The sequence below is a fragment of the Pseudomonas edaphica genome (assembly GCF_005863185.1).
Classification (GTDB): domain Bacteria; phylum Pseudomonadota; class Gammaproteobacteria; order Pseudomonadales; family Pseudomonadaceae; genus Aquipseudomonas; species Aquipseudomonas edaphica.
Window position 1 is genome coordinate 16990 of sequence record NZ_VBVZ01000010.1, and the last position, 10564, is coordinate 27553.

Here is a 10564-nt window from a genome sequence, read left to right on the forward strand (position 1 = left end):
CGGACCCGTGCCGTTCGCCTAAGCTCTCTTCCTACAGCCTTATTCTCGAGATACCCGATGCTCAATAACGATCGCCTACTGGTGCAAATCCTGCTGCTGGTGTTGTTTGGTGCCAGCTTCTGGGTGATGGCGCCGTTCTGGTCGGCGCTGTTCTGGGGCGCGGTGCTGGCGTTTGCCAGCTGGCCGCTGATGCGTTTGCTCACGCGCTGGCTGGGTGGCCGCGAATCCCTCGCGGCGGGCATCCTGACCCTGGGCTGGATGTTGCTGGTGGCGGTGCCGCTGGTGTGGCTGGGGTTCAACCTGGCCGACCATGTGCGCGATGCGGTCGGCCTGATCAAGGATATCCAGGTTGACGGCTTGCCCGCCGCACCTGCCTGGCTGAACTCGATCCCCTTTATTGGCGAGCGGCTGGTGGCGACCTGGGACAGCATCGACCAACAGGGCGCGGCGCTGATGGTCAGCATCAAGCCGTACCTGGGGCAGGTGGGTAACTGGCTGCTGGCGCGCAGTGCGCAAATTGGCGGCGGTATCCTCGAGCTGACCCTGAGCCTGGTGTTCGTGTTCTTCTTTTACCGTGATGGGCCACGGCTGGCGATGTTTGCCCATCGGTTGCTGGAGCGCCTGATCGGCGAGCGCGCCGGTTACTACATCGAGTTGGTGGCCGGCACTGTGCAGCGCGTGGTCAACGGCGTGATTGGTACGGCGGCGGCCCAGGCCCTGCTGGCGCTGATCGGCTTCCTGATTGCGGGGATGCCGGGCGCGCTGGTGCTGGGCATCGTCACCTTCCTGCTCAGCCTGATCCCCATGGGCCCGCCGCTGGTGTGGATTCCCGCCACGGCCTGGCTGGCATGGAAGGGCGACTACACCTATGCGGTGTTCCTCGGTGTGTGGGGCACGTTCATCATCAGTGGCGTGGACAACGTGCTCAAGCCGTACCTGATCAGCCGAGGCGGCAACCTGCCGCTGGTGATCGTGCTGTTGGGCGTATTTGGCGGCTTGATTGCCTTTGGCTTCATCGGCCTGTTTATCGGCCCGACCTTGTTGGCGGTGGCCTACAGCCTGCTGACGGATTGGAGTGCGACCCAGTCCCAGGAGCGTCGCGAAGATAAAGTTCTTTAGGCCCTCGGTAACCACATCACGGCCGTGAGGCCACCGCCTGGGGTTTCCTCCAGGCTGAGGTGGCCGCCGAGGCGCTCTACGGCTTCCTTGGAGATCGTCATGCCCAGCCCGACGCCGCCGGAGTTGCGGTTGCGCGAGCCTTCGAGGCGAAAGAACGGTTCGAACACCGCCTCGCGTTTATCCGCCGCAATCCCCGGCCCGTGGTCTATCACGCGGATCACCAGGGCGCCACGGCTGTCTGCCAGCTCGATACGCGCCGTGCCGGCATACCGCAGGGCGTTGTCGATCAGGTTGTTGAGGCACGAACGCAGTGCCATCGGTTGCACCTGCAACGGTACGCACGTGCCGGAGAACTGTACGTCCGAGCCTTGGTCCTGGGCGTTTTCGCTGAGGGACTCGACCAGCGCCTGCACATCGAGCCAGTGCCGGGTCTCGCTGGTGCGTTGTTCGTGCAGGTAGCTCAAGGTGGCGTCGAGCATGCCGATCATGTCGTCCAGGTCCTGGCGCATCTGGCCTTGCAGCTTGGTGTCTTCGATCTGCTCCAGGCGCAGCTTGAGGCGTGACAGCGGCGTGCGCAGGTCATGGGAGACGGCGCCGAGCATGCGCGCGCGCTGGCTGACTTGTTCGCGGATGCGTTTTTGCATCAGGTTGAAGGTCGATGCAGCCTGGCGTGCTTCCCGTGGCCCGGATTCGTCGAGTGGCGGGCTGTCGAGGTCAAGGCTCAAGCGTTCGGCGGCTGCACTCAGGCGCTGAATCGGCCGGCTCAGCAGTTTGGCGCCGTACCAGGCGGCGATGATCAGCGAGATAAACTGGAAGGTCAGCGGCACCACGGGGCCGCCGTACCAGGGCCGATGATGGCGGGCCAATGGCTTCATCGTGCCGTCCGGTTGCTCGACGAAGGTTTCCTGGGGCGGCGGTGGCGGCGGGCCGTAGTGGCGGAACCAGAAGATCGCCAGCACATGAGCGAGCACAATAGCCACCAGCAATACGCCGAACAGCCTGCCAAATAGCGTATTGAAGGTGGCGCGCATCAACCGATATCCCGGGCGTCGAACAGGTAGCCTTCGCCGCGCACGGTCTTGATCAGTTGCGGGGCTTTCGGGTCATCCCCAAGCTTCTGGCGCAGGCGTGATACGAGCAGATCGATGCTGCGGTCAAAGGCTTCGATGGAGCGGCCACGGGCAGCATCGAGCAATTGTTCGCGGCTCAGCACACGGCGCGGGCGCTCGATAAACACCCACAGCAAGCGAAATTCCGCGTTGGACAGCGGCACCACCAGGCCATCGTCGGCCACCAGTTGGCGCAGTACGCTGTTGAGGCGCCAGTTGTCGAAGCGGATATTGGCGCGCTGCTCGGTGCGGTCATCGCGCACCCGGCGCAGGATGGTCTGGATACGCGCCACCAGCTCGCGCGGTTCGAACGGCTTGGACATATAGTCATCGGCGCCCAGTTCCAGGCCGATGATGCGGTCGGTGGGTTCGCAGCGTGCGGTGAGCATCAAAATCGGGATGTCCGACTCAGTGCGCAGCCAACGGCACAGCGACAGGCCGTCTTCGCCCGGCAGCATCAGGTCGAGCACCACCACATCAAAGGTTTCGGCTTGCATGGCGGTGCGCATGGCCGTGCCGTCGGTGACGCCGGAGGCAAGAATATTGAAGCGGGCCAGGTAGTCGATCAGCAGTTCGCGGATCGGCAGGTCGTCATCGACGATCAGCGCGCGGGTGTTCCACCGCTTGTCTTCGGCGATCACCGCGCTTTTTTGCTCTTCGTTTACAGAGACGGTAGGGGTATGCATAGTGCGATCATCTGCCTGGGTTGTTGCATTGAGCATAGGCGCCCGGCTCCATGGCTGGAAGTGCCGGGCGAGCGGTCATGTGCGCGAGGCTAGTCGCGGGGCGTGTTGAGGGCATGTCGGGAATGTATCAGTCTTGACACATCTTCTTAAAACACTGGGTTATGCGCGCTTGATCAGCATTTTACCGATCATCGGATCCCGCAACGGCGCCGCTTGCGCTACAATCCGCGCCGATTTCGACTTGCCTGAGAGCCCATTCCAATGTCCGTCTGCCAGACTCCTATCATCGTCGCCCTGGATTACCCCACTCGTGACGCCGCACTGAAGCTGGCTGACCAGTTGGACCCCGCGCTTTGCCGGGTCAAGGTCGGCAAGGAACTGTTCACCAGCTGCGCCGCCGAAATCGTCGGCACTCTGCGTGACAAAGGCTTCGAAGTATTCCTCGACCTGAAATTCCATGACATCCCCAATACCACAGCCATGGCGGTTAAAGCCGCCGCCGAAATGGGCGTGTGGATGGTCAATGTGCACTGCTCCGGCGGCCTGCGCATGATGAACGCCTGCCGCGAAGTGCTCGAGCAGCGCAGCGGCCCGAAACCCTTGCTGATCGGTGTGACCGTGCTCACCAGCATGGAGCGCGAAGACCTGGCCGGCATCGGCCTGGACATCGAGCCGCAGGAGCAGGTACTGCGCCTCGCAGCCTTGGCGCAGAAGGCTGGCCTGGATGGCCTGGTGTGTTCGGCCCTGGAAGCCCAGGCGCTGAAGACCGCGCACCCGTCGCTGCAACTGGTAACCCCGGGGATTCGTCCCGCGGGCAGCGCCCAGGATGACCAGCGTCGTATCCTGACGCCGCGTCAGGCGCTGGATGCAGGCTCGGACTACCTGGTGATCGGTCGCCCGATCAGCCAGGCGGCGGACCCGGCCAAGGCACTGGCCGCAGTCGTCGCCGAAATCGCCTGATGATCGTTCCCACGCTCTGCGTGGGAACGCCTCTTGTGACGCTCTGCGTCACGCTTTGGGACGCAGAGCGTCCCGGGCTGCATTCCCACGCAGAGCGTGGGAACGATCGGGTCAGCTGACTTTAAGCACCAATTTCCCAAAGTTCTCGCCGTTGAACAGCTTCATCAACGTCTCCGGGAACGTCTCCAGCCCCTCGACAATATCTTCCTTGCTCTTGAGCTTGCCCTGGGCCATCCAGCCGGCCATTTCCATGCCGGCGGCGGCAAAGTTCGCCGCGTGGTCCATCACCACAAACCCTTCCATGCGCGCACGATTGACCAGCAACGACAAATAGTTGGCCGGGCCTTTCACGGCTTCTTTATTGTTGTACTGGCTGATTGCGCCGCAGATCACCACCCGTGCCTTCAAGGCCAGGCGGCTGAGCACGGCGTCGAGAATGTCGCCGCCGACGTTATCAAAATACACATCCACGCCTTTAGGGCATTCGCGCTTGAGGGCGGCGGGCACGTCTTCGCTTTTGTAGTCGATGGCCGCGTCAAAGCCCAGTTCATCAATGAGGAACTTGCACTTGTCGGCGCCCCCGGCGATGCCCACCACGCGGCAACCCTTGAGCTTGGCAATCTGCCCGGCAATGCTACCCACTGCGCCAGCGGCGCCGGAGATCACCACGGTATCGCCAGCCTTGGGCGCGCCGGTGTCGAGCAGGGCGAAGTAGGCGGTCATGCCGGTCATGCCCAGCGCTGACAGGTAGCGCGGCAGCGGGGCCAGTTTGGGGTCGACCTTATAAAAGCCGCGCGGCTCGCCCAGGAAATAATCCTGCACACCCAGCGCGCCGTTCACATAATCACCCACGGCAAATTTCGGGTTGTTCGAGGCAATCACCTTGCCCACGCCCAGCGCCCGCATCACTTCACCGATGCCGACCGGTGGAATGTAGGATTTACCCTCGTTCATCCAGCCACGCATGGCCGGGTCCAGGGACAAGTATTCATTGCGCACCAGCACTTGCCCATCACCTGGCGTGCCCACCGGCACTTCCTGGTAGGTAAAGGTCTCCCGCGTGGCGGCGCCGACCGGGCGTTTGGCGAGCAGGAATTGGCGGTTGGTCTGGGCAGTCATGGCAGGGACTCTGTTAGAAGTGAACCCTGAGTGATAGACCTTCAGCGGCCTGGGGGCAAGGTTAAGGGTGGCTGCGAATGCCCGCCGATAGGTTGGACTGATAGTTGGCCTGGGCGTCTTATCACTGCGATTCATGCAACCCCAACCGGCCATATGATAGTGCTGACGCGCCCGCCGTCGGCTTGGCTAGACTCGGCCCACGGCTATTTCTTGCATAGGACATCCCCCATGAGCATGACGTTTTCCGGCCAGGTTGCCCTGGTGACCGGCGCCGCCGCCGGTATTGGCCGCGCCACCGCGCTGGCATTTGCCGCAGAAGGCTTGAGAGTAGTGGTAGCCGACCTGGATGTGGCGGGCGGCGAGGACACGGTTGCGTTGATTCAACAGGCGGGCGGCGAAGCGCTGTTCGTGCGTTGCAATGTCACGCTGGATGCCGACGTACAGCAATTGATGGCACAGACCATCGCCGCCTATGGGCGCCTGGACTATGCCTTCAACAACGCCGGCATCGAGATTGAGAAGGGTAAGCTGGCCGACGGCAGCCTGGATGAGTTCGATGCAATCATGGGCGTCAACGTCAAGGGCGTGTGGTTGTGCATGAAGTATCAACTGCCGCTGTTACTGGCCCAGGGCGGCGGTGCGATCGTCAACACCGCCTCGGTAGCCGGGCTGGGCGCTGCGCCGAAGATGAGCATCTATGCGGCGTCCAAGCATGCTGTGATCGGCCTGACCAAATCGGCCGCAATTGAATATGCAAAGAAGAAAATCCGCGTGAATGCGGTGTGCCCTGCGGTGATCGACACCGACATGTTCCGCCGTGCCTATGAAGCAGACCCGCGCAAAGCCGAGTTCGCCGCCGCCATGCACCCGGTTGGGCGCATCGGCAAGGTCGAGGAAATCGCCAGTGCCGTGCTGTACCTGTGCAGTGATGGGGCGGCGTTTACCACCGGGCAAGCCTTGGCGGTGGATGGTGGCGCAACGGCTATCTAGGACTCCATGCCATGCACTCTTAGAAAAGGATGGGGCTGCTGTGGGGCGTTTCCATGGCTGGCACAAGGCCTCGTCAGAATGTGTATCAGCAGGTAAATAAGTCAATAAAATCAATACTTTAATAATTTTTTGCGGCCGGCTTGAGCGAGCTTCTGTGCTTAACTGTTTGGGGTTGAATAACAGACAGTTCAAGTGAGTGGCTCATGGATTTAGGGATCGATCGACAAGCCCTTGTACCGGTGGTGCAGCAAATCGTCAGCGCGGTGGCGCAATGGATACGCAAGAGCGGCGCGAGCCCCGGCACGCGATTGCCGTCCATCCGGCAACTGGCCCTCGACAACCTGCTCAGCCAGTCCAGCGTGATCGAGGCTTTCGAGCGAATGGTGGCCCAGGGGTTGTTGGCGTCCAGGCAAGGCTCGGGATTTGTGGTCGCCCAGCCGCCTGTTTGCCTTGAAGGCCACTGGTATGAGGGTGCAGAGCTGGGCTGGGGCGCCTATGTCGACGGCCCGTTGGGCGAGTTGAAGCTGGGTTGCGGCTGGCTGCCGGACACATGGCGTGAAAGTGATGACCTGTGCTACGCGATACGGGAAATCAGCCGCACCGATACGGCCGGTCTCTTCAACTACAGCACGCCATTGGGCCTGCCAGCATTGCGCGAGCAACTGCTCAAGCGGCTGACCCAGATAAAGGTGGGCACCTGCCTGGATCGCATCCTGACCACCCATGGTGCCGGCCATGCACAGGACCTGTTGATCCGCTCATTGCTCAAGGCTGGCGATACGGTGGTGGTCGAGACGCCGGGCTACGCCAACCTCTATCGACAATTGGAGCGCCATGGCGTCACGTTGCTGGAAGTTCCGCGCACCGTGGGCGGCCCGGACATGCCAGTGCTTGAGCAACTGCTGCTACGGCATCGTCCCAAGTGCCTGTTCATCAACTGCCTCTACCACAACCCAACCGGCACCAGCCTGTGTCGCGCCGTGGCTGAACGGTTGCTGGAGCTTTCGCGACGCGATGGCTTCCTGATCATTGAAGAAGACGTCTATGGCGACCTGCAGCACGCCAGTTGCACGCGGCTGTCGGCGTTGCCCCATGATGACCGGGTGATCTACGTATCAAGCTTTTCCAAAACCCTGAGCAGTGCCTTGCGCGTGGGCTACGTCAGTGCCGGCACAGATATCGTTGCGAAAATGGCCAGCCTCAAGACCCTGACCGGTATCGGCACTTCACGGTTTGCCGAAGCAGTGGTCGCCACATTGCTGGCCAATGGCACCTACCGCAAGTGGGTGCAACGCCTGCGCAAGCGTTTGAATGCGCAAATGGCAGCCACCCTGCAGGTGCTGGAGGATGAGGAATGGCAGGTGTTTGCCGTGCCTGCTGGCGGTATGTTTGTGTGGGCGCGGCCGGGCCTGGGCGATCATTCACGGTTGCAGGCGTGCGCGCGCAGGCTTGGTGTCCTGCTGTCTTGCGGGGCGCTGTTCACTCCCCGCGGTGAGCACAGTGACTGGCTGCGCATAAATGTGGCCTATGCTGCTGATCAGCGGGCTTTGGAGTTGTTCCGTGCCATGGGGCCTGCCAGATCGACCTCAACCATTCTGAAAACGACGAGCATGTAGCTTTTTGCCATTATTGTGACGCCAACGTCTTGTGCCAATGGCGTCTCGTTGCGAATCTCGCTGCATGGCAACCAGGCTTGCTGGCATCTGCCCGTGCAAGAGGATTCAAGTGCAATGATTTCGGCCGTGCAACGACGTTTCGCCAACCTCGGTATGGCAAAAAAGCTGGGCTTGGGCTTCTTCCTGGTGCTGCTGCTGACGGCGCTGGTGGCGGCCATTGGCGTGTGGTCGCTGCAAACCATTGGCCAGCGTTTCGAAGGCCTCAATGCCATGTCCTCGCTCAACAGCGGCTTGCTCAAGGTGCGCTTGATCGAGCAAGACTACGCGTTGCACGCCGACCCCAAAGCCGTTGATGCCTTGCATGAGAGCGTCGATGCACTGGCCGCCCTGGCGGCCACGCTCAAGGCCCAGTCCGCCGCCAATGTGCCGGTGATGGGCGACGTTGAACAGGCGTTGGCCGCGTATCGCAAGGCGTTCGATGAATTTGTCGAGTTGACCCAGACCAAGGACCTGGCTTTGGAAATGGCCAGTTGGTCCGTTTCCAGCGTGGCCAATAACCTCGATGTGCTGCAAGCCGGCCTGGCCGACGATGGCGCCTATGGCCTCAAGGAAAGCCAGGGCAAGGAGGGCGCCGAGTTTATCGAACAGGCCGGGCAGGTCAGCCAGGTGTCTCGCTTGATGCTGCAAGCCATGAACGAGGCGCGGGTACGCCTGGACCAGAGCCGCAAGGCCGATGCCGACAACGCCGAACAGGGCAAGATCGAACAGGCCGACCAGGCCCTTGCGCAGGTTGAGCAGTTGAAAACCTCGGTCAAGGACGCGGGTTACCAGACCGTGCTCAATGAGGTGTCCGGGCATATTGCGGCCTTCAGCGAAAAGCTCGGTGAGTACACCGGTTTGCTGGCTCAGGAAAAAATCGTCTACAAGCAATTGCATGACCGCGCCGACCAGGTGGTCAGCCGGGTCAACCAGGCGTATGCCGCCGAAGACCAGTCGATGCAGGCGCAATTGAAGAAAAGCACGCTGCTGATCGTCGGTTCCTCGGCACTGGCGTTACTGGTGGGGCTGGTTGCAGCCTGGCTGATTACCCGCCTGATCGTGGCGCCGCTGCGCAGTGTGATCGCAGTGGCCCAGCGGATCGCCGCCGGTGACCTGAGCGGGCGGATGGAGGTCAGTCGCCGCGATGAAATTGGCCAGCTGATGCAAGCGATGCAACAGATGGGCAATGGCTTGAGCCAGATGGTCAGCGGCTTGCAGGCCGGCATAGAGCAATTGGCCAGCTCTGCGCAATCCCTCTCCAGCGTCACCGAACAAACCAATCTAGAGGTCAGCAGCCAGAAGGAGGAGACCGAGCAGGTCGCCACGGCGATGAACCAGATGACCGCCACCGTGCATGACGTGGCGCGTAACGCCGAAGAAGCCGCGCAAGCGGCGCAGACCGCCGATGCCAAGGTCGACAGCGGCCAGCAGGTGGTGCGTCAGAGCCTGCAACGCATCGAATTGCTGGCGTCCTCCAGCACCAGTGCCAGCGCCAGCATCGACAGCCTCAGTGCCGAAATTCAGCACATCGGCACGGTATTGGGAGTAATTAAAAGTGTCGCCGAACAGACCAATCTGCTGGCCCTTAACGCCGCCATCGAGGCCGCCCGTGCCGGCGAGCAAGGCCGGGGGTTTGCGGTGGTGGCCGATGAGGTGAGGGCACTGGCCAAGCGTACTCAGCAATCGACCGAGGAGATCGAGCGGTTGGTGAGTACTTTGCGCAGTGCGGCGCAGTCATCGGTGCAGCAGATTCAGCAAAGCGGCGAGCTGGTGAAACTGGCCGTCAGCGATGCGCTGGAAACCGAGAGCGCGCTGGGCAGCATCGCCGCTGCCGTGTCCCTGATCCAGCAGATGAATCAGCAGATTGCCGCCGCCGCCGAGGAGCAAAGTTCGGTGGCCGAAGAGATCAATCGCAGTGTCACCAGTATCCGCGCGAGTGCCGACCAATCGGCGCTGAGCATGCAAGGCAACGCCGCCTCGAGCATTCAGCTGGCGCAGCTGGGGGCCGAACTCAAGGGCATGGTGGGGCACTTCCGCCTTTGATCAGTGAGCAAAGGCGGAGCCGTACGATCAGGCGTTGTTGGCGAGGAAGGTCAGCAGGGCTTCATTGACGAAGTCCGGGTTTTCGCGGCTGGAGATGTGCCCGGCGTCTGGAATCAGGGTCAGGCTGCAACCGATCAACTCAGCCATTTCCCTGGATTCGGCGGGTGGGCGTGGCTTGTCCTGCTCACCGCACATGATCAGGGTGGTGTCGGTGTCCAGGCGGTGCAGTTGGTCGAGGATATCGGCGCGGCTGAAGATCTGGCGGCCCAATGGCACGATGCTGTCCAGCAAACGCTCCTTGGAGAAGGCTTGCAGCGACTGGCGGAAATCCTGGTACAGCGCCGACTCGCGGTCGATACCTGGCCGGAAGAAGATCGGTGCGATCACATCCAGCAACGGCTCAGGGATGGCACCGGCGTCTTCGATCATCTTGAACAGCGAGAAATAATACTGACGCGTGGCCTCGGGCTCGGCGCCCAGGTAGGTGTCCATCAGCACCAGGCTGTTGATGCGCTCTGGGGCCAGTAATGCCAGGCGTGCGCCCCACATGCCGCCGACCGACAAGCCCACCAGATTGATTTGTGGGATGTCCAACTGATCCAGCAGGGCCAGGGTCTGGCGCGCCAGGTCGTCCAGGGACTGGGTTTGGGCCGGTAGCGCGCCGGATTCACCATGGCCCCAGAGTTCGGGGACGATCACGCGGTACTGTTGCGACAGCGCTTCGATTTGCGGCGCCCACATGTGGCGGTCCCACAGGTAGCTTGAGCCCAGCAGAACGACCGGGCCGGTGCCCTGGTCGACGTAGTGCAGCGGTTGTCCATCAATGACGGCGACAGGCATAGCAGGCCTCTGACTTCATGGAGTTAGGGGCACTTTTTTACGC

Annotated in this window: 9 protein-coding genes and 1 pseudogene; 6 read left to right on the forward strand and 4 right to left on the reverse strand. The window is 61.9% G+C overall.

The window, feature by feature from the left end; translation table 11 throughout:
- Nucleotides 1–57: 57 nt before the first annotated feature.
- Nucleotides 58–1119 (forward strand): AI-2E family transporter, encoded by a 1062-nt coding sequence (locus FEM54_RS01470; protein ID WP_138449181.1) that lies wholly within the window; start codon nucleotides 58–60, stop codon nucleotides 1117–1119.
- On the opposite strand, the gene FEM54_RS01475 is transcribed toward FEM54_RS01470, so the two are convergent.
- Entirely contained in the window at nucleotides 1116–2150 is a 1035-nt protein-coding gene (locus FEM54_RS01475; RefSeq protein ID WP_138449182.1) for a sensor histidine kinase, read from the reverse strand. The two genes, FEM54_RS01470 and FEM54_RS01475, sit on opposite strands and share 4 nt — an antisense overlap.
- A complete protein-coding gene (locus FEM54_RS01480) occupies nucleotides 2150–2914 on the reverse strand; it encodes a response regulator (protein WP_138449184.1) in 765 nt (254 codons plus the stop codon). Before FEM54_RS01480 ends, FEM54_RS01475 begins: the two co-directional genes overlap by 1 nt.
- Nucleotides 2915–3175: 261 nt before the next feature.
- On the opposite strand from FEM54_RS01480, the gene pyrF reads away from it, so the two are divergent.
- On the forward strand, nucleotides 3176–3874 hold the full coding sequence (gene pyrF, locus FEM54_RS01485; RefSeq protein WP_017134455.1) for an orotidine-5'-phosphate decarboxylase: 699 nt from the start codon (nucleotides 3176–3178) through the stop codon (nucleotides 3872–3874).
- A 111-nt stretch (nucleotides 3875–3985) separates the two neighbouring features.
- On the opposite strand, the gene FEM54_RS01490 is transcribed toward pyrF, so the two are convergent.
- On the reverse strand, nucleotides 3986–4993 hold the full coding sequence (locus FEM54_RS01490) for an NADP-dependent oxidoreductase (RefSeq protein WP_017134454.1): 1008 nt from the start codon (nucleotides 4991–4993) through the stop codon (nucleotides 3986–3988).
- A gap of 228 nt (nucleotides 4994–5221) precedes the next feature.
- On the opposite strand from FEM54_RS01490, the gene FEM54_RS01495 reads away from it, so the two are divergent.
- The 4 genes and pseudogenes from FEM54_RS01495 (at nucleotide 5222) to FEM54_RS35020 (ending at nucleotide 9681) form a co-directional block, all read left to right on the forward strand.
- Complete coding sequence (locus tag FEM54_RS01495) at nucleotides 5222–5983, forward strand: SDR family oxidoreductase (RefSeq protein WP_138449186.1); 762 nt, start codon at nucleotides 5222–5224, stop codon at nucleotides 5981–5983.
- Between the two features lie 203 nt (nucleotides 5984–6186).
- Entirely contained in the window at nucleotides 6187–7599 is a 1413-nt protein-coding gene (locus tag FEM54_RS01500) for an aminotransferase-like domain-containing protein (protein WP_017134452.1), read from the forward strand.
- Nucleotides 7600–8595: 996 nt separating this feature from the next.
- A pseudogene (locus FEM54_RS35015) lies at nucleotides 8596–8775 on the forward strand (HAMP domain-containing protein); the annotation flags it as partial.
- Between the two features lie 201 nt (nucleotides 8776–8976).
- Nucleotides 8977–9681, forward strand: coding sequence for a methyl-accepting chemotaxis protein (locus tag FEM54_RS35020; RefSeq protein WP_370589379.1), 705 nt, complete (start codon nucleotides 8977–8979; stop codon nucleotides 9679–9681).
- Between the two features lie 27 nt (nucleotides 9682–9708).
- Here the strand turns inward: FEM54_RS35020 and FEM54_RS01510 are convergent, their stop codons facing one another.
- Nucleotides 9709–10521, reverse strand: coding sequence for an alpha/beta fold hydrolase (locus tag FEM54_RS01510; protein ID WP_138449188.1), 813 nt, complete (start codon nucleotides 10519–10521; stop codon nucleotides 9709–9711).
- Nucleotides 10522–10564: the final 43 nt, after the last annotated feature.

Excerpts from the sequence above, each read along its gene's own strand:
- FEM54_RS01475 (WP_138449182.1), bottom strand. The coding sequence starts at position 2,150 with ATGCGCGCCACCTTCAATACGCTATTTGGCAGGCTGTTCGGCGTATTG.
- FEM54_RS01495 (WP_138449186.1), top strand. The coding sequence starts at position 5,222 with ATGAGCATGACGTTTTCCGGCCAGGTTGCCCTGGTGACCGGCGCCGCC.
- FEM54_RS01480 (WP_138449184.1), bottom strand. The coding sequence starts at position 2,914 with ATGCATACCCCTACCGTCTCTGTAAACGAAGAGCAAAAAAGCGCGGTG.
- FEM54_RS01510 (WP_138449188.1), bottom strand. The coding sequence starts at position 10,521 with ATGCCTGTCGCCGTCATTGATGGACAACCGCTGCACTACGTCGACCAG.
- FEM54_RS01470 (WP_138449181.1), top strand. The coding sequence starts at position 58 with ATGCTCAATAACGATCGCCTACTGGTGCAAATCCTGCTGCTGGTGTTG.
- pyrF (WP_017134455.1), top strand. The coding sequence starts at position 3,176 with ATGTCCGTCTGCCAGACTCCTATCATCGTCGCCCTGGATTACCCCACT.
- FEM54_RS01500 (WP_017134452.1), top strand. The coding sequence starts at position 6,187 with ATGGATTTAGGGATCGATCGACAAGCCCTTGTACCGGTGGTGCAGCAA.
- FEM54_RS35020 (WP_370589379.1), top strand. The coding sequence starts at position 8,977 with ATGACCGCCACCGTGCATGACGTGGCGCGTAACGCCGAAGAAGCCGCG.
- FEM54_RS01490 (WP_017134454.1), bottom strand. The coding sequence starts at position 4,993 with ATGACTGCCCAGACCAACCGCCAATTCCTGCTCGCCAAACGCCCGGTC.